General features: G+C 49.9%; 17 protein-coding genes and 1 pseudogene. 5 read left to right on the forward strand and 13 right to left on the reverse strand.

What is annotated here, in order from left to right; genetic code table 11:
* Window positions 1–219: 219 nt before the first annotated feature.
* From ACLD4K_RS20640 to ACLD4K_RS20670, 7 genes are all read right to left on the reverse strand, one after another.
* Window positions 220–978, reverse strand: a complete 759-nt coding sequence (locus tag ACLD4K_RS20640; RefSeq protein WP_076726440.1) for a DeoR/GlpR family DNA-binding transcription regulator — start codon at window positions 976–978, stop codon at window positions 220–222.
* A 129-nt stretch (window positions 979–1,107) separates the two neighbouring features.
* On the reverse strand, window positions 1,108–2,091 hold the full coding sequence (locus tag ACLD4K_RS20645) for an aldo/keto reductase (RefSeq protein WP_411012418.1): 984 nt from the start codon (window positions 2,089–2,091) through the stop codon (window positions 1,108–1,110).
* A gap of 9 nt (window positions 2,092–2,100) precedes the next feature.
* Window positions 2,101–3,048 (reverse strand): sugar kinase, encoded by a 948-nt coding sequence (locus ACLD4K_RS20650; RefSeq protein WP_000343332.1) that lies wholly within the window; start codon window positions 3,046–3,048, stop codon window positions 2,101–2,103.
* Between the two features lie 4 nt (window positions 3,049–3,052).
* Complete coding sequence (locus tag ACLD4K_RS20655; RefSeq protein ID WP_000878870.1) at window positions 3,053–3,889, reverse strand: ketose-bisphosphate aldolase; 837 nt, start codon at window positions 3,887–3,889, stop codon at window positions 3,053–3,055.
* Between the two features lie 21 nt (window positions 3,890–3,910).
* Complete coding sequence (locus tag ACLD4K_RS20660; protein WP_080094921.1) at window positions 3,911–4,954, reverse strand: NAD(P)-dependent alcohol dehydrogenase; 1,044 nt, start codon at window positions 4,952–4,954, stop codon at window positions 3,911–3,913.
* Between the two features lie 10 nt (window positions 4,955–4,964).
* On the reverse strand, window positions 4,965–6,344 hold the full coding sequence (locus ACLD4K_RS20665; RefSeq protein ID WP_080108920.1) for an MFS transporter: 1,380 nt from the start codon (window positions 6,342–6,344) through the stop codon (window positions 4,965–4,967).
* 26 nt (window positions 6,345–6,370) lie between these two features.
* A complete protein-coding gene (locus tag ACLD4K_RS20670) occupies window positions 6,371–7,447 on the reverse strand; it encodes a zinc-binding dehydrogenase (RefSeq protein WP_183059125.1) in 1,077 nt (358 codons plus the stop codon).
* Between the two features lie 292 nt (window positions 7,448–7,739).
* Here ACLD4K_RS20670 and ACLD4K_RS20675 point away from each other — a divergent pair.
* Window positions 7,740–8,243 (forward strand): annotated as a pseudogene (locus ACLD4K_RS20675) (glycosyl hydrolase family 18 protein); the annotation flags it as partial.
* A gap of 248 nt (window positions 8,244–8,491) precedes the next feature.
* Here the strand turns inward: ACLD4K_RS20675 and ACLD4K_RS20680 are convergent.
* Together ACLD4K_RS20680 and msrB are read right to left on the reverse strand one after the other, a co-directional pair.
* Window positions 8,492–8,770: a YeaC family protein gene (locus tag ACLD4K_RS20680; RefSeq protein ID WP_001046864.1), complete on the reverse strand. Its 279-nt coding sequence runs from the start codon at window positions 8,768–8,770 to the stop codon at window positions 8,492–8,494.
* 41 nt (window positions 8,771–8,811) lie between these two features.
* A complete protein-coding gene (gene msrB / locus ACLD4K_RS20685) occupies window positions 8,812–9,225 on the reverse strand; it encodes a peptide-methionine (R)-S-oxide reductase MsrB (protein ID WP_001519539.1) in 414 nt (137 codons plus the stop codon).
* 341 nt (window positions 9,226–9,566) lie between these two features.
* Between msrB and gapA the strand changes: the two genes are divergently transcribed.
* Both gapA and ACLD4K_RS20695 read left to right on the forward strand, forming a co-directional pair.
* Window positions 9,567–10,562 (forward strand): glyceraldehyde-3-phosphate dehydrogenase, encoded by a 996-nt coding sequence (gene gapA, locus ACLD4K_RS20690; protein ID WP_000153505.1) that lies wholly within the window; start codon window positions 9,567–9,569, stop codon window positions 10,560–10,562.
* 328 nt (window positions 10,563–10,890) lie between these two features.
* Complete coding sequence (locus ACLD4K_RS20695; RefSeq protein WP_079834899.1) at window positions 10,891–11,775, forward strand: D-hexose-6-phosphate mutarotase; 885 nt, start codon at window positions 10,891–10,893, stop codon at window positions 11,773–11,775.
* Window positions 11,776–11,873: 98 nt separating this feature from the next.
* Here ACLD4K_RS20695 and ACLD4K_RS20700 read toward each other — a convergent pair whose 3' ends face one another.
* From ACLD4K_RS20700 to ACLD4K_RS20710, 3 genes are all read right to left on the reverse strand, one after another.
* Complete coding sequence (locus tag ACLD4K_RS20700; protein ID WP_000843751.1) at window positions 11,874–12,731, reverse strand: aldo/keto reductase; 858 nt, start codon at window positions 12,729–12,731, stop codon at window positions 11,874–11,876.
* 96 nt (window positions 12,732–12,827) lie between these two features.
* Entirely contained in the window at window positions 12,828–14,024 is a 1,197-nt protein-coding gene (locus ACLD4K_RS20705) for an anaerobic sulfatase maturase (protein WP_411012419.1), read from the reverse strand.
* 289 nt (window positions 14,025–14,313) lie between these two features.
* The gene (locus ACLD4K_RS20710; protein ID WP_411012420.1) at window positions 14,314–15,060 is read right to left on the reverse strand and encodes a MipA/OmpV family protein; all 747 of its coding nucleotides are present in this window, start codon (window positions 15,058–15,060) and stop codon (window positions 14,314–14,316) included.
* Window positions 15,061–15,486: 426 nt separating this feature from the next.
* Here ACLD4K_RS20710 and yeaG point away from each other — a divergent pair, with 426 nt between their 5' ends.
* Together yeaG and ACLD4K_RS20720 are read left to right on the forward strand one after the other, a co-directional pair.
* Entirely contained in the window at window positions 15,487–17,421 is a 1,935-nt protein-coding gene (yeaG, locus tag ACLD4K_RS20715) for a protein kinase YeaG (protein WP_411012421.1), read from the forward strand.
* A gap of 122 nt (window positions 17,422–17,543) precedes the next feature.
* On the forward strand, window positions 17,544–18,830 hold the full coding sequence (locus ACLD4K_RS20720; RefSeq protein ID WP_411012422.1) for a YeaH/YhbH family protein: 1,287 nt from the start codon (window positions 17,544–17,546) through the stop codon (window positions 18,828–18,830).
* 151 nt (window positions 18,831–18,981) lie between these two features.
* Here ACLD4K_RS20720 and ACLD4K_RS20725 read toward each other — a convergent pair whose 3' ends face one another.
* Window positions 18,982–19,206, reverse strand: a complete 225-nt coding sequence (locus ACLD4K_RS20725) for a hypothetical protein (protein WP_411012423.1) — start codon at window positions 19,204–19,206, stop codon at window positions 18,982–18,984.
* Window positions 19,207–19,500: the final 294 nt, after the last annotated feature.

Here is a 19,500-nt window from a genome sequence, read left to right on the forward strand (position 1 = left end):
CACAATCCGGGCTGAGTTCCCTCAAAGTGATCTACTATTTGGCGCAGCTATTTAGTCTGGCACCGATATGATCATTGTCTTCCATCTGGATGGCCTCTAACGCAGCAAAATAATAAATTATTGTCTCGCGGCAAAGGGTATTTGCCGCACTTGCTATCATCTGCCGTTTTTTTTGGCATAGTCCAGGCGAAAACAATCCAGGCAAGGGTAATCTATCGATTAATAGACAAGCTGGATATTATTTTTGTCGCAAAATGCGACCCATTCATCACCTGGCGTTTTATTCGTTATCAGGTAATGGATATGACTAAAATCGACCAACCGCACGAACGCTTTACGATCAAATTTTGACTGGTCCACCAATAACGCCACCTCTGTGGCCTGGCGAATCATCGTTTTTTTGATTTCAGCCTCCGCCTCGTTAGAATCAAGCGCCCCGCTCGCCATATCCAGCCCTTTACAACTCATCACCATAATATCAACATGATAACGGCTGATTATTTCTTTAGTGATACGCCCCTGCAGCGATAGCGTATTTTTATTTAACTCGCCGCCCGTAGAAACAAGATTAATGTCCGATTGCGCCAGTTCATGGAAAGCTTCCGCTGAATTAGTTAACAAAGTAAGATCATTTCGGTCTTTCAGGAGTTTTAGCAATTCCATTACCGTACTGCTGGAGTCGGCGGCCATCGTTGTTTTGTTTTTAATAAACGGAAGCGTATTACGGGCTATAATTTGCTTCTCTTCATAGAACGATTTTGCACGCTTATAAAAATGGATATTGTCAGCCAGCACCGCCGAATTTAATACCGCACCGCCATAAGTTCGAGTCAAAAAGCCTTCATCTTCGAGTTTTTCCAGATCGCGTCGAATTGTCTCTTCGGTTACCTGAAAAATTGAACTCAAGTTAGAGACTGTTACTTTTTTATCATTAGCGACCATTTGTTTGATCGCCTGAATCCTGTCTTTCGCCGCCACGATTACACCTCTGTTTTCGACGTCATGATAAACGTTGAGTATCTCACAGACTATGTTTACTTTCAAAATAAGCCGTTTGAATAACAGATTTTATCTGCATTTCGCCAAAAAAGAGGTGTAATGTATTGCTTATGGATTGTCCAGCGCTTCCGCCATTTGTCTCATCAATAACGCATCGTCATCCGTTAAGGTGATGGACAGCGCAGCGATATTCTCTCGTACCTGCTCCGGCGACGTGGCGCCGCTCAGTATCGAAATCAGTTCGCTTTGTCGCAATATCCACGCCAGCGCCAGCGTCGGGACGGCGCAATGGTATTTGTCGCACAATGGCTGCCACTGCTCCAGCATATCAATAACCCGCAACATATTCTCACGCTGGAACCAGAGTTTATTCGCTCGCGCCCCGCCGGGAACATAGTCACGGGTAATGGTGCCAGTTAACAATCCCTGCTCCAGTGGCGAATAAACCTGTACCACGATGCCGTGCTCGCGGCATAGCGGCAGCAGCTCCGTTTCCAGCGCCCGGTCAAGAATGCTGTATTTCGCCTGTATGATGTCCAGCTCGCCATGTTTAAGGTATTCGCGGATATGGCTGACATCTACATTCGCCGCCCCGATAGAACGGATTTTCCCCTCTGCTTTCAGCTCATTGAGCACGCCAACGGTTTCCGCAATCGGCGTAAAAAACGGCGGAACCGACTGCCAGTGGGTCATATAGATATCGATATAATCAATCCCTAGTCGCTGGAGACTGGCATCGACTTCTTTACGAATAGAGTCCGGAGAAAGATTTTTATAGAGCTGGCGATCGCCGACTTTATTGAACAGACTCCCTTCCCGCTCCCAGACGATCCCGCATTTGGTCTCCACCACCATCTCGTCATGCGGTAATTTCTTCAGCGCCTGGCCGACAATCACTTCGCTATTGCCAAAGTTATAGCCCGGCGCCGTATCAATCAGGTTAATACCGCAACGGTGCGCCTCAACGATAGTATCGATGCAGACCTGCATATCGAGGTTGCCATTCCATGCTGGGCCGCCGCCGATAGCCCAGGTGCCGAGTCCCATATGGGAAAGCGCTATATCTGTATTACCTAAAGGTATCATTTTCATCTGCCGCTATTACCCTTCGTATTCATTCAGGAGTTGTTCCACTAGCATTCTGTTTTTCACGCCCGTTGTGGCGCCCACGCTGAGTACCGATATCGCGGCCGTCGCATTGGCGAACCGTGCGCATTCACGCAGCGTTTTTCCCTCCAGCAGCGCGGCGATAAATCCCGATGCAAAATTATCGCCGGCGCCAATAGTGTCGATGGCGGTAATGCCTGCCACCGCAGGCACCTCCATTTTTATATCGGCGCTTTTGATAAAGCAGCCTTTCTTGCCAGTTTTAATCACCACTGTTTTTACGCCACATTGCAAAAAACAATCGGCAATATCATCCAGCGTCTCTTTCCCGGTCAGTTTTTTGGCTTCATCAATATTAGGAAACAGATAATCGACAAAACTTAGCGCTTCGCGAATATCGTCCAGAGTTTCATTCAGCCGCGGTTTGATCATGTCAGCGCAGATAACCAGTTGATGCGCTTTCGCCTGCGTAAAAATAGCCGTTAATGCTTTGCCATCCAGTAGCGGGCTGTTAAAGATACTTGCCAGTGATAACAGCCTGACCTGAGAAAAACGGTCAAAATCGACATCGTTAATATTTAGCTTCCACAGACTGCCGTTACGGTTAGTGACAAAGGTGCGCTCACCATCATCAGTCACCAGCCCAACATTAATTGAGGTATCAATATCAGCATCCTGCTTCAGGCTCTGAATATCGATATTCTCCTTCCGACAGTGGTCGAGAATAAAATATCCTGCCGCATCGTCGCCAACGCGACTCATTAGCGCAGTGCGATGCCCGAGACGCGAAATAATCGTGGCTTCATTAATCGCATCCCCCCCTGTGGTCATGGCAATGCGTTCTAATGGATACGAATCGACATCAAAGATATTTTTACTAACCGGTTGCAAAGGAATGTCGACAATGGCCGCCCCTATGCAAAGAACTTCGATTTCGTCCATATCATCATTCCGCTTTACCATCTGAACCAAACAGTTTGATTTTTTCCAGTGCGCGGGCTTTTACCGCTTTGCGTACTTCGCGTTCCAGATGCAGGAACGGCTGATCCTGATTCTCTTTTACCGCTACCATCGCGGCCTGACACAATTCGGTGTGGATATTGATTTTCGAGATGCCCAGCGAAATGGCTTTTTTGATATCCGCGTCGCTAATACCGGAAGCGCCGTGTAACACTAGCGGTACGGAAACTGCCTGGCGCACGCGCTCCACGACCTCAAAATTCAGTTTTGGTTCAGAGGTGTACACGCCATGCTGGTTGCCGATGGCGACCGCCAGCGAGTCACAACCGGTGCGCGCTACAAATTCCGCCGCCTGATCCGGGTCGGTATAGTGATACCCCGCCAACGCCTCTTCATACACCGTTTCGTTCCCTACGTGCCCTAACTCCGCCTCTACCGGAATACCCAGCGGATGAAAGAAATCAACGGCTTCTTTGGTCAGGCGAATATTTTCTTCAAAATCAAAGGATGAAGCGTCACGCATCAGCGAGTTCATGCCGTGCGTCCAGGCATTATGGATAATGTCCATGCTACGTCCATGATCCCAGTGGGTAATTACCGGCACAGAGGCTTTTTTAGCCATGGAAACCATCATATGAGAGAAGTCTTCAAATGAAGTATTGCCCACAAATCCGGTACCAAAGGAGATAATAACCGGCGAATTTGCCTCTTCCGCCGCATCAATCACTCCCATCAACATTTCCGCATTCCACACGTTAAAGTGCGCAATCGCGTAATGTTTATTTTGTGCATCATTTTCCCAATATTTTATATCTGCCAACATCGCTGTTTCTCCCGTTTTTTATTAATCGCAAACTTTAATAACGCCTTTAATAATGTCGCGTTTGTTATTCACCGACTCTTCAAATGCACGTTGCACGTCTTTGTAATCGTAAATATGCGTCACCATTGATTTCACATCGAAACGCCCGGAGGAGATGGCATCAATAGTCACCGAATAGCGGTTGGCATAGCGGAATACCGTCTGGATGGAGACTTCACGGTTAATTTTGAGGAAATTAATCGCTGAATCTCCCGCGACAGTGCCGACAATCATGATCTTCCCGCCGCGCATGACCAGATACGGCGCTTGCTGAGTTGTGACGGCGGAACCGGCGGTTTCAAACACAATATCGGCGCCCATATCGTCGGTGAACTGCTGGCAGCGCGAGACAGTATCTTCTTTCGCCCCATTGATAACGGTTGTCGCTCCCAGTCGTTCAGCCATTGCCAGCCGTTTTTCCAGTACATCTACTACCGCGATATTGGTCGCCCCCAGACACTTACACGCTTGCAGGGTCATTAAACCAATGCAGCCCGCGCCGAGAATGACGATTTTCTTACCCGGTTTAACATCCGCCAGCATTGCCGCGTGCATTCCAACAGCAGCGGGTTCCACCAGCGCACCTTCCATAGTGTCCATATTGTCCGGAAGCTTGTACGTAAAACTTTCCGGATGGCACAGATAGTGCGTTAAGGCCCCGCGATAATTCGGCTGCGTCGCCATAAAATCAACATCCGGACAAATATTGTATTTTCCTTCCAGACAATAGCGGCAGTGGCCGCACGGCACGCCCGGCTCGATATTAACCCGATCGCCTGGCTTAAATTTGCTTACCCGCTTGCCGACCGCAATGACCGTTCCGGCACACTCATGACCGAGACCAATTTCCTGATTTGGATCCTTCGGCGGAATGAATGGCCCGGATTCAAAACCGTGAACATCTGAACCGCAAATACCGACATATTCCACTTTGATCAATACTTCGTTTTCTTTTGGTACTGGAATATCAGCCGCCATAATTGTCATGGTGCCAGGCGTTTTTAATATCGCTTTTGAATTTTTCATTTTTATTCCTTTATTTACTCGTGACCTTATCAATGCCCAGACTTTCGACCGAAACACCCCTGGTCTCGATTCCGATAGTCGCTATTGCAACAGCGACGATAATCGAGACAGTGCCCAGCAGGACGAAAACGCCCGTCACGCCATAACCGTTGAGTAATACCGCCACTGCATAGGGGGCAGCGATACCGCTGATTCTGCCGACAGCGTTCGCCAGGCCGGAACCGCGAAGTTTCGCTTCTGTTGGCCAGATCTCCGGCACATAGACCGCCGAGGCATAACAGACATACATATAGACAAAGGTAATCAGGAAAAAGCCAATTAAGGTGATAAGCAACATGCTGGTTTGCAGTGAATAAATATATCCCAGCACGGCAATCAGAATTAATAAACCGACACCCATGGTTTTGCGCGGAATTTTATCCATTACCAGCATGGCGATAAATATGCCAAACGGTGCGCCGAACATACTCATGGTATTTAAAACGATCGAATCTTTGAGGTTGATGCCCTGCGTCATAAAGATGGTGGGCAGCCAGTTAATTAACGTGTATTGCACAACGTTCATGGCAATCAGCACGCAGGAACCCAAAATAACGCGTTTCAGTAATACGCCAGTGAGCAACGCTGAATACGGTACGGAACGCGGCGGCTTGCCGCTGTTTTCAATAACAACCGGCGGCAGCGGTTTTCCTGTCTGACGTTCGATGCCTGCTTCAATGGCCTGCATAACCTTTTCGGCTTCCTGATAACGCCCGCGAGATTCCAGCCAGCGGGGAGATTCAGGGAAGTATCGCCAGGCAAGCGCGGTAGCAATCAGCGACAGCACAGCCGGGATCAGTAACTGCACGCGCCAGTTCCATTCCGCGCTAATTAGCGGCGTCAGCCCCATTGCAATCAGGGAACACAATGGATATGACCAGTTGCCAATAAACGAGACGCGACTCGACCAGGTTCCCCGGTTTCTGCCGGGCATGTACTCGGTAAATCCGGCGAACAGCGTGACCAGTAGTGCCCCTAATCCCACGCCCATCACAAAACGACAGGCAATCAGGAACATCATATTCGGTGAAAATGCGCCCACGACCATCGAGGCAATGTGAATCGCTTCATAAAGAATAAAGGCGTTCCTGCGTCCGGTTTTATCGCCGATAATGCCGCCCACCAGCGCGCCGAGAAACATCCCCGCCGTGGTAATGGCGGAGAAGGTGGCTGTCGTGGAATTATCGGTCCAGCCTAACTCCTTGAGCTGGGCAAGAATTAATCCGCCGACGGCATTACTCCAACAAACAAGCAGACCAAAGGCGACGACGGCAAACATTGATGAATGCCAGCGGCAATCCGGCAGGCGATCCAGCCGGGCGCCGCAGTGCGGTTTTGTTATCTGTTCCATGCGATAACGTTCCTTTAGCAGAAGGGTTATTCATCAAAGTCGTAGGTCATGATCACTTTAATGGCTGTCTTATCGACCATTGCGTCAAAGCCTTTGCGCCACTGAGAAAGACCGATACGATGGGTGATCATTGGTTTTACTTTGATAGCGCCGCTGGCAAGCAGGCGAATCGCATTGCGCCAGGATGTAGAGTCATAGGCCATATGCCCAATGATGCTTTTGTTCCACGCGGTAATGTCGTTGATGGAGAAATCGAGCGGCTTAAATCCCATACCGACGCGAACCACTTCACCATTTGGCCGCAACATGTCGATGGCCTGTTTAAGCGCAATGTTGGCACCGGAGCATTCGATCACCAGACCGAGGTTGTCTTTGCCGCAAATCTCCCGGCAGCGTGCGACGACATCTTCCGTGGAGCCGTTAACAAACGCCGTCGCGCCGAGTTCTTTGGCCACAGGGAAACGGACAGGAACATCCTCATCCAGGCCAACCACCACGATATTTACCGCCCCCATAATGCGGGCCATTTGGACCGAAAACAGGCCTAACGGACCGGTGCCGATGACTACTACGTCCTGGCCGGGTAAAAATTTGGATTGCTGGGCGATTGATTTATAGGCGTTGCAGATAGGGTCCAGTACTGCGGCTTCCTCGTAATCCACGCCTTCCGGGATCTCCCACAGGGCATGGCGATGGATTTTCAGGATTTCTCCCGGAACCAGGCAGTATTTGGAGAATCCACCGCCCCAGGTGTTGTTATCCAGACCCAGATTCACTTTTTCTGTACAACACAGAAAATCACCTTGTTCACAGGCAGGACAAACGCCGCAAACGTGTCCGCTGTTGTCAGAAACCACGCGCTGGCCGACTTTCCAGTCTTTCACTTTTTCGCCCACCCGCGCGATACGCCCGGCGAATTCATGACCGCGAACGGAGTTAAATTCGTCGGACCCGCTGTCAACGTTATAGTGCTTCATATCCGCGCCGCAGATCGCCGCCGCTTTGATTTCGATAATCACGTCTTCCGGACCGCATACCGGCTCCGGGACATCAATCATTTTGTAGCCGCCAAAGGCCTTGCCAAATCTCGCCAGTGCTTTCATTGCATCTTCCTTTGTGTTTGGTGTGCATCAATGCTCATCATACTTAACCATAAAATCTTTAAGGTCAACGATAAATCTTTAAAACACAGATAATGATCTGTATTTGCCAACCAAGATCACAAACTCAACGAAACAAACGGCGATAAAACCAAAAAGATGGAAGCCGTATCGCGAAAGACGGCGTGAACGCCTGCGCAGGTTTCCATGGATGAAGATGCTAATCTGCTGCGGTTATTTTTTCGCCACTCCATTCTGTGGCGTGTTTCTGTTTTAAATGCCAAAGAGGATCGTTAAAGAAGCCCACGCGGTGTTTATTAAATCGGCGCAGGAGATTGTCGACAAATATGGCTTTGATGGGATCGATCTTGACTGGGAATATTCGGTTAATGTCGCATTTAAAAGCGCTTCGTCAGGTAATGGGCCCCAAAAACGGGTCACCCTCGCCGTCGGCGCGAATGCGGAAAGTCCGAAAGCTGGCTGGACGTGAAAGCTATAGCCCCGTTGCTCGACTTTACCAATCTGATGACTTACGACATGGCCCTATGGCACGCAGTATTTCAACGCCAATCGGTATGACTCAAACGCCTTGCCTGCCGCCGCTGTCAGTGAAGTCTGCCTGGGGAAGGCACTATTTGCCCTCTCTTATGAAAATCCGCATCCGGTGGCGATCAAAGCGGACCAGATTAAAAAGCGCGGGCTGGCCGGCGCAATGTTCTGGGAATAGGCTGCCGATGACAATAACCAGTTAGCGACACAGTTGGCGGACTCGCTGGACATTAAGAGCCTATCCCATTAGGGCTATTTTACTTGCCATTTTGGTCCTGGGCAGTGCTCAAAATCCTCACGTACTACGTGTACGCTCCGGTTTTTGCGCGCTGTCCGTGTCCAAACTGGCTGCGCCAATAACGCCTGGGGGGATAGGCTCTAAGCGTTAATGGGTAAAAATATGGCGGGCCTGTGCCTGACAGCAATGAGCAGGCCCGGTAAGCACAACGCATTGGCAATGAAACCGCTGGATGGCGACTACCTCTTATCCGGCTGCCGTTACTGCATTTTCAATGTCGCAATCGGCTTTGACGTAATACCGAAATCCGCTTTGAGCTGCTGCTTGCTTTTCATCACCATCTGACCGTGAGTATCGATCGTCATATGTTGCGCTTCGGTATTGTGCCGCGCCTGCCATAACATCACCAGTTGCAGGCTGTTTTCTTTCTGTTCCGGCGTCAACGCCACGCCATCCGGCCATTTACCCAGCTCAACGGCGGTGGATAAACGTTGATACACTTCCGGCGTCATGCTGTTAATGATCTCATCAAGATTCATGATGTGTCCGCTCCTGTGGAATAATTTGCTGAATCGTTTTTTCAGCCTTTCAGTTGATCGCCGTTTTTCTCGTCAGAAAAGGCCAGCGAGGCCGAATTAACGCAATAGCGCTCACCGGTTGGCTGCGGACCATCCGGGAAAACGTGTCCGAGATGCGCATCGCAGTTACCGCAACGAATTTCGACACGCTGCATGCCATGAGAAAAATCGTCTATGTAACGAATCGCCTCTTCGCTGACAGGCTGGTAAAAGCTAGGCCAGCCGCAGCCTGAATCGTATTTGGTGTGGGAGTGAAAAAGCGGCGTATCACAGACCAGGCAGTGATAAACCCCATCGCGTTTATTATGTAGCAGGCGTCCGGTAAATGGCGGTTCTGTGCCACGATCCTGCGTCACATAGAATTGCATTTCGGACAATTTTTTCTTGAGTTCTTCTGCTGAAGGTTGGTTAGCCATTTGCTCACATCTCACTTTAAACGTGCTCACATTGCCTGACCGATTCTAACAAAACATTAACACCTCAGTACCAACTTTTGTTCTAAACTTGATCATTGCGAAATGGCGGCTCACGAATCGTGACTGATGTCACATTATTATCTCGGTTGCCCTTTAAAATTCGGGGCGGCGCCCCCATGTGGTTTCAAGCCGAAAGGAAGAGTGAGGCGAATCAGCCGCGCAAAGGTTGTGCAGAGGATTGATTTGTCGCAATGATTGACACGATTCCGCTTGACGCTGCGTAAGGTTTTTGTAATTTTACAGGCAACCTTTTATTCACTAACAAATAGCTGGTGGAATATATGACTATCAAAGTAGGTATCAACGGTTTTGGCCGTATCGGTCGCATTGTTTTCCGTGCTGCTCAGAAACGTTCTGACATCGAGATCGTTGCAATCAACGACCTGTTAGACGCAGAGTACATGGCATACATGCTGAAATATGACTCCACTCACGGCCGTTTCGACGGTACTGTTGAAGTGAAAGACGGTCATCTGATCGTTAACGGTAAAAAAATCCGTGTTACCGCTGAACGCGATCCGGCTAACCTGAAATGGGACGAAGTTGGTGTTGACGTAGTGGCTGAAGCTACCGGTATCTTCCTGACTGACGAAACCGCGCGTAAACACATCACCGCTGGCGCGAAAAAAGTGGTTCTGACCGGTCCGTCTAAAGACAACACCCCAATGTTTGTTAAAGGCGCTAACTTTGACAAATACGAAGGCCAGGACATCGTTTCCAACGCTTCCTGCACCACCAACTGCCTGGCACCGCTGGCTAAAGTTATCAACGACAACTTCGGCATCATCGAAGGTCTGATGACCACTGTTCACGCGACTACCGCAACCCAGAAAACCGTTGACGGCCCGTCTCACAAAGACTGGCGCGGCGGCCGCGGCGCATCTCAGAACATCATCCCGTCCTCTACTGGCGCTGCTAAAGCGGTAGGTAAAGTACTGCCGGAACTGAATGGCAAACTGACTGGTATGGCGTTCCGCGTTCCGACTCCGAACGTATCCGTTGTTGACCTGACCGTTCGTCTGGAAAAAGCGGCTACCTACGAGCAGATCAAAGCTGCTGTTAAAGCTGCTGCCGAAGGCGAAATGAAAGGCGTTCTGGGTTACACCGAAGACGACGTTGTATCTACCGATTTCAACGGCGAAGTATGCACTTCCGTGTTCGATGCTAAAGCAGGCATCGCGCTGAACGACAACTTCGTGAAACTGGTCTCCTGGTACGATAACGAAACCGGTTACTCCAACAAAGTACTGGACCTGATTGCTCACATCTCCAAATAAGTTGAGATGACACAGTCATTGGTAAGAGCGACTCAGGTCGCTCTTTTTTTTGCTTAAAGATATACCCGTCATACTTCAAGTTGCAGGTGTGTTGGCTATGCTTTCTCACCCGAATCACTGACGGAAGTCGAACTTATCGGGATGAATCAGGGATGTCCCTGGCCGTAGGTTACCTACGGTTGTTCAAATTCGTTCCCGATGAATTTGTCGTTCACTTGCCGCGTTACTCGGCCTGCGGCCTCGCCTCTACGGGCCAGCGCAAGCACTGATCAAGGCACAAGCGCCTTGTCATGCAACTCGAATTATTTAGGGTTAAGAGGATTGCGTAATGATTAATAAAATTTTTGCCCTCCCGGTTATCGAACAGCTTACCCCTGTCCTTTCCCGTCGTCAGCTTGATGACCTGGATCTGATCGTCGTTGACCATCCGCAGGTTAAAGCCTCTTTTGCATTACAGGGCGCGCACCTTCTCTCCTGGAAACCCATTGGCGAGGAAGAGGTATTGTGGCTCAGTAATAATACGCCTTTCAAAACCGGCGTGGCGCTACGCGGCGGTGTACCGATCTGCTGGCCCTGGTTTGGACCTGCGGCTCAACAGGGTCTACCGTCACACGGCTTTGCGCGTAATCTACCGTGGGCGCTAAAAGCGCATAATGAAGATGATAATGGCGTAATGCTGACATTTGAGCTGCAAAGCAGTGAGGCCACCCGGAAATACTGGCCGCACGATTTCACGCTGCTGGCACGTTTTAAAGTGGGCAAAACCTGTGAAATTGAACTGGAAGCGCATGGCGAGTTTGCAACCACATCCGCGCTCCACAGCTATTTTAACGTTGGCGACATCGCCAACGTTAAGGTCAGCGGACTCGGCGATCGGTTTATTGATAAAGTTAACGACGCTAAAGAAGGTGTCCTGGCCGGCGGTATACAAACCTTTCCGGACCGTACCGATCGCGTTTACCTCAATCCTGAAGCATGTAGCGTGATCCACGATGCGACATTAAACCGCACGATTGATGTGGTCCACCACCATCACCTTAACGTCGTAGGCTGGAACCCTGGCCCGGCGTTGTCCGTCAGCATGGGCGACATGCCGGATGACGGCTATAAAACGTTTGTCTGCGTTGAAACCGTTTACGCTACTGCGCCGCAACAAGCCACAGAAGAAAAACCCTCTCGTCTGGCGCAGACTATCTGCGTCGCTAAACGCTAAAAGTGAATGGATAACGGCGTTGCTATAGGCTCTGGAAGGCGCCAGCCGCCATCAGGCATGACCTGCCGGATGGCGGCGCTTACGCATTTTATCCGGCGTCACACCATATCCAACGCGGTTTTCCCTTTTGGCGCAGGCCAGGCGTTGTCCAGTAAGGCAAGTTCGTTTGCTGACAAGGCGATCTCAAGCGCCGCCGCATTTTGCTTCACGTGTTCTGTACTTCCGGCTTTCGGGATCGCCATCACGCCCGGATGCGCAATCACCCACGTCAGTAAGATTTGCGCCGCCGTAGCGTTATGCGCTTGCGCAATTTCATTCACCACCGGATGATTCAGTAAACCGCTACGTAACCGGCCAGCCTGCGCCAACGGGCTATAGGCCATCACTGGCATTCGCTGTTGTTGACACCACGGCAATAAATCATACTCAATACCGCGTGACGCCAGATGATAGAGCACCTGATTTGTCGCGCATTGCTGTCCACCAGGGATGCGCCACAGCGCCTGCATATCGTCATAATCAAGATTAGAGACTCCCCAACGGCGAATTTTCCCCTGCGCGATTAGCCGCTCCATACCTTCAACGGTCTCTTCGAATGAAAAGCTTCCGGCCCAGTGCAATAGATAGAGATCGAGATAATCTGTTTTCAGACGACGCAGGCTTTCCTCACAGGCGGCAACTATCTTCTGGCCGCCAGCGTTCCACGGGTACACTTTTGACACCAGAAATGCCTCATCGCGTCGCCCTGCCAGCGCCTCGCCCACGACCTTTTCCGCCCCGCCGTCGGCATACATTTCCGCCGTATCAATAAGGCGTAACCCCAGATCCAGCCCCGCGCGCAGCGCCGAAACCTCGCGCTGACGTTGATCCGCGCGCTCGCCCATATACCATGTTCCCTGTCCGATGGCAGGAAGCGTCACCTGCCCGCAAAACGTTACGTTTTTCACTGATTTCATTTCCTTTTCAATGTCACTCGACGGTAAAACAATACAGGACTCTTAGACCCTACGGTAATGTCCGGCATCATACCGCGCAAGGGGGCGATTTTCTTGTCACTGACGAACGTCATCCGCAATCATGTCGACGATGCGGGTAATATGCGCGGCGGGTCGCTGATTCAGTAATAATTGACGCATCACATTCATATAGGGCGTCACATGTTGAAAGAACTCCAGATATCCTTTACAGAGATAATTTTGCCGTTCGCCGCCGTCCATACAAATTCGATGTTTCGGACAACCGCCGTGACAGGCAAAGCGCCACGTACAGTTCTGGCAGCGTGAGGAAAGGTTTGCTTTAGCCGCGCCAAACTGCTGCTGAAAAGGAGAGGCCGCCATTTCTTCTAAAGAGTGTTGCTGCAGATTGCCCAGTTTATAGGCGGGAAAAACAAAATGGTCACAGCTAAACACGTCGCCATTCTGCTCCACCAGCAAACTTTGCCCGCAGGTCGACTGCATCGTACAAAGCGTGGCGGGCTCCCCCATCCAGACGCCAGGTAAGTTGTCAAAAAGCTGTACGAATATGCGTCCGACATCGTGACGTATCCATTGATCAAAAACATCGCACATAAAGGCCCCCCACCCTTCAGGCGTGACGGAAAAGGGCATCAGCGCAGGCGAATCCTCATTGTCAGATAACGTCAAAGAACGCTGCGCTTTTTGCGCGAGCGGCTCAACAATGGGAATAAATTGCAGGTGTTTACTTTCCAGTTCCTGCGTCAAAAAATGATAAATAGCGTTGCCATGACGGCATGACGCATCATTCACGACAGTGAGCGTATTGAACTCGACATCATTTGCCTGCAGAAGGCGGATAGCATTAACGACTCGGGAAAAAGACGCCCGCCCTGACGGCGTTTTCCGGTAATTATCATGAACGACTTGCGGCCCATCAATCGATATACCAATCAGGAACTGGTGCTGCGCAAAGAAAGCCGCCCACTCTTCATTGATTAATACGCCATTGGTTTGCAGACTGTTGTAAATAGTTTTGCCGTTGGCATAGCGTTGCTGCAAGCACACCACTTTTTGATAAAAAGAAAGACCGCATAGCGTCGGCTCTCCCCCCTGCCAACAAAACGAGACCGCTGATGATGGCGTATCATCAATTACCCGGCGGATATACGTCTCCAGCACATCGTCAGACATGACGCGCTGGCCCCGGGGTTTATCAAGATAGAAACAGTACTTGCAGGATAAGTTACACAGACTGCCGCCGGGCCTGGCTACGGTATTGAATACTATGCTCATTCGTCTTACTCGCTGTGAAGAATGGGTATAGCATAAGCGGGACGTGACAGGGCGATATCAGCCAGCATTGCAACAATTATTACGCTAATTGTTAGCGCAGTTGTAATCACCTGGATTTTTCATATAAAAGGCTAGTTTTTTAAATTGATGTAACAAAGTATAAATCACGTAAGGCTGCGCCATCCCCGGTCAACAGCGCATTTATGCAAGCCGTCATGTTCGCGTTTCAGACAGCACAAAGCCTGCATAACGCAGGCTTTGTCGTGGTTTTTCCGGCAAATTCAATCAATCAGAATCTATAGGTCACGCCAGTAGAAAGGATACCGGTCCAGGATTTATCCACCATCGGGCTGTCGGTAATTTCATCCGACAGGCGGGTGTAGCGCGCAGTACCATATACGCTCCAGTTACCGGCGAAATTATAGTTAGCGCTAAATTCAAGATACGGGTTCCAGCTATCGTTCGGGTTATAGCCGCGCAGGCCGCTACGCGAAGATTCTTTACGTGATACGCCGTAATAGTAATCGTTCTGGTTCTCGCTATTCCATTCAACCCCGATACCTGGCGTTACGGTCAGCCCGCCATTGGTATACCGATAGAGCCAGGCCAGATCCCAGACAATACCGTTACTGTTATCCAACGTATCCCCAGCCAGTGAGGTACGCAAGAACCCATATTGGGTGTGATGCGCGTAAGAGACGCCCGCCATCATAGTACTTTTACGCCTGTCCAGACGACGCAACTGATGGTCATCGCTGTCGCCCGGTTTGAAGTACATCGGGGACCAGTATGCTATGATTGACAACTTATCGGCATTGTCATTCCACAAGTAGTACCCGCCGCCCAGACCACGAAACCAGAAGTTTTCGCTTTCATAAGCGATGACCGGTATCGGATAAACATCACTATCATAATCTTTATAAGGGTGTTCAACCACACCAACGCCTGCGCCCAACGTCAGGTTGCTTTCAGCGTGCGCGACGCTGGCGGACGTTGCAATAAACACGCCAAGAGCCAGAAGTTTAAGTTTGGTCACAATCCATAATTCCTTATTCAAATGTTCTGCGGCAAAAGTGTAACCGCCAATACCTGTAAGCCCAACTATTTTACACAATGTAACCGTTTAATATCACTATCACAGATTATTTTCAGATGATCGGCTGATGATCGTTATGTGACCGGGAACGCTTTTTCTGATATCCACCAGCCTTTTCTACCTGATGAGTTATTGATATGTCATCGAAATCCACTGACGCGTACAGGCAAGTTTTGCAAATGCCATCTACGCTTAATGTTAAGAAGGTGTATCACCGGACACGTTGATCTTCTGACCAATAAAATGGCATGAGAGTTGCTTTTTTTTCCTTAGCAGAGACGGCGTTCAGTCTACCTCTTCCGGGAGCCTCTACTATTCATATGAACGGCTCTTAACATGTGCGAAAAAACGAAAGGATGGCATATCATGAATATATTCGATCACTATCGCCAGCGTTACGAAGCTGCCAAGGACGAAGAGTTCACACTGCAGGATTTTCTTACCATTTGTCGGCAAGATCGCAGTGCTTATGCCAACGCGGCAGAGCGGCTATTAATGGCTATCGGCGAGCCTAATATGGTCGACACTGCCCAGGACCCCCGACTTTCCCGACTCTTCTCCAACCGGGTTATTGCTCGCTATCCTGCGTTTGAAGAGTTTTACGGCATGGAAGACGCGATTGAACAGATTGTCTCTTATCTGAAACATGCGGCGCAAGGGCTGGAAGAGAAGAAGCAAATTCTCTATTTGCTGGGACCTGTGGGGGGGGGCAAATCATCGCTCGCTGAACGGCTGAAATCGCTAATGCAGCGCGTGCCAATTTATGTTTTAAGCGCCAACGGCGAGCGTAGTCCGGTCAACGATCATCCGTTATGCCTGTTTAATCCGCAGGAAGACGCGCAGATTCTGGAAAAAGAGTACGGTATTCCGCGCCGCTATCTCGGTACGATTATGTCCCCGTGGGCGGCCAAACGCCTGCATGAGTTTGGCGGCGATATTACTAAATTCCGCGTGGTGAAAGTCTGGCCCTCCATTCTGGAGCAGATTGCCATCGCCAAAACGGAACCCGGCGATGAAAACAACCAGGATATTTCGGCGCTGGTCGGCAAGGTGGATATTCGTAAACTCGAACATCACGCCCAGAACGATCCGGATGCGTATGGTTACTCTGGCGCGCTGTGCCGCGCTAACCAGGGGATCATGGAGTTCGTCGAGATGTTTAAAGCGCCTATTAAGGTGCTGCACCCCTTGCTGACCGCAACCCAGGAAGGTAACTACAATGGTACAGAAGGTATTTCCGCCCTGCCCTTTAATGGCATCATACTTGCCCACTCAAACGAATCTGAATGGGTGACGTTCCGTAACAATAAAAATAACGAAGCGTTCCTCGACCGTGTCTATATTGTGAAGGTGCCTTATTGCCTGCGAATCTCCGAAGAGATCAAAATCTACGAGAAACTACTTAATCATAGCGAGCTGACTCATGCGCCCTGCGCGCCGGGCACGTTGGAAACGCTTTCGCGCTTCTCGATTCTTTCCCGCCTGAAAGAGCCGGAAAATTCCAGTATTTACTCGAAAATGCGCGTTTATGACGGTGAAAGCCTGAAAGATACCGACCCCAAAGCTAAATCGTACCAGGAGTATCGCGACTATGCGGGCGTGGACGAAGGGATGAATGGTCTCTCCACCCGATTCGCCTTTAAGATCCTCTCTCGCGTCTTTAACTTTGACCATGCCGAAGTGGCGGCAAACCCGGTACATCTGTTCTACGTTCTGGAACAACAAATCGAGCGTGAGCAGTTCCCGCAGGAGCAAGCTGAGCGTTATCTGGAGTTCCTGAAAGGCTACCTGATCCCGAAATACGCCGAATTTATCGGCAAGGAGATCCAGACGGCCTATCTCGAATCTTATTCTGAGTACGGGCAAAACATTTTTGATCGTTACGTGACTTACGCGGATTTCTGGATTCAGGATCAGGAGTATCGCGACCCGGATACCGGTCAACTGTTCGATCGCGAGTCACTGAACTCAGAACTGGAGAAAATTGAGAAGCCGGCGGGTATCAGTAACCCGAAAGATTTCCGTAACGAGATCGTCAACTTTGTCCTGCGCGCCAGAGCCAACAATAGCGGCCGTAATCCAAACTGGACCAGTTACGAGAAGCTGCGCACGGTGATTGAGAAAAAAATGTTCTCTAATACTGAAGAGCTGTTGCCGGTCATTTCTTTTAACGCCAAAACATCGACTGACGAGCAGAAAAAGCATGACGACTTTGTCGATCGGATGATGGAGAAAGGGTATACCCGTAAGCAGGTTCGTTTGCTGTGCGAGTGGTACCTGCGCGTGCGTAAATCGTCGTGATGTTAATGCCCGGTGGCGCTTGCGCTTACCGGGCCTACAAAGTAATGTTCTGTAGACTGGCTAAGCGTTAGCGCTATTCGGCACTGACAGAACAGGCGCTCAGTTGGCAGTACGGGGGGCATATGACCTGGTTCATAGACCGACGTCTTAACGGCAAAAATAAAAGCACGGTGAATCGCCAGCGCTTTTTGCGCCGTTATAAAGCACAAATTAAGCAGTCGATTTCCGAAGCGATTAATAAACGCTCTGTGACCGATGTCGACAGCGGAGAGTCCGTCTCTATTCCAACCGATGATATTAGCGAACCGATGTTTCATCAGGGGCGCGGCGGTCTGCGCCATCGCGTCCATCCGGGTAACGATCACTTTATCCAGAATGATCGCATTGAGCGTCCGCAAGGCGGTGGCGGCGGCGGTTCCGGCAGCGGTCAAGGTCAGGCCAGCCAGGACGGCGAAGGCCAGGATGAGTTTGTTTTTCAGATTTCAAAAGATGAGTATCTGGATCTGCTCTTTGAAGATTTAGCGCTGCCTAATCTGAAAAAAAACCAGCATCGCCAGCTTAACGAGTATAAAACTCACCGCGCCGGTTTCACCTCAAACGGCGTGCCGGCCAATATCAGCGTGGTACGTTCGCTACAAAACTCTCTGGCGCGCCGTACAGCAATGACGGCAGGAAAACGCCGCGAACTGCACGCGCTGGAAACGGAACTGGAGACCATCAGCAAAAACGAACCAGCGCAACTGCTTGAAGAGGAGCGGTTACGTCGGGAGATTGCCGAACTACGGGCTAAAATCGAGCGAGTGCCGTTTATCGACACTTTTGATTTACGCTATAAAAATTATGAAAAACGGCCTGAGCCCTCCAGCCAGGCGGTGATGTTCTGTCTGATGGACGTCTCGGGTTCGATGGACCAGGCAACCAAAGATATGGCCAAGCGTTTTTACATTCTGCTTTATCTGTTTTTGAGCCGAACGTATAAGAACGTAGAAGTGGTTTATATCCGCCACCATACCCAGGCGAAGGAAGTGGATGAACATGAGTTCTTTTATTCGCAAGAGACCGGGGGGACGATTGTCTCCAGCGCGCTTAAACTCATGGACGAAGTAGTTAAAGAGCGCTACGACCCCGGTCAGTGGAACATCTATGCGGCGCAAGCGTCAGACGGTGATAACTGGGCCGACGATTCACCGCTGTGTCATGAGATTCTGGCGAAAAAGCTGCTGCCGGTAGTGCGCTATTACAGCTATATCGAGATTACCCGCCGCGCCCACCAGACCTTATGGCGCGAGTATGAACATCTGCAGGCGACGTTCGATAACTTCGCCATGCAGCATATTCGCGATCAGGAGGATATTTATCCGGTATTCCGCGAATTGTTTCAGAAACAGAGCGCCAATCAAAACGTATAAATAAACCCGCCCGTTCATATGTCGGGCGGGTTTATTAGCAACTTAGCGTTCACCCTTCGCGGCTGGCATCATTATTCGCGTATAGCGTGAATGAAGCTGCTCTGACCTGTGTTACAACTTGATTCGTTAGCGCTATGCCTTTGCGTTAATATTAAGAACACCACGGCCATCCCATGCCTGGAAACGGCGGCAGATACATAACACCTTGCGGAACGATAGTACACCAGTGTGCATGTACATGATCACCAACGGGCTTAATTTTAGCTGCTGGAAATCCTCCAGGCGCCTGGCCGTCTGCCATAGCCGATGCGGAAAAACCCACCGCCAGTAATGTAAAAAGCGAAATAGCAGCCATTTCTTTCAATTTCTTCATCATTCCTCCTACAGGAATAAGAGAATAACTAAATTATCCTTCCCACTCGATCCTCCTTTCACGGTAATAATAATGGTTTTTCTCTTTTTAAAAGGAATAACGTAACCTCGTTACCTGAAAATTTACTTTTCCCACCATTAATAACCATTGAAAATATCAACACATCGAATTATTGCCGCAATTAAATCGAGAATGATTTTTATTCCATAACATCAACACGTTTTATTTTTAAACAGTCTATACCTTCATACTTCAAGTTGCTTATGTGTTGGCTACGGATTACTCGGCCCATCCATG

Origin of the sequence: Salmonella sp. 741265055_HSA (assembly GCF_046569525.1) — a bacterium.
Taxonomy (GTDB): Bacteria; Pseudomonadota; Gammaproteobacteria; order Enterobacterales; family Enterobacteriaceae; genus Salmonella; species Salmonella enterica.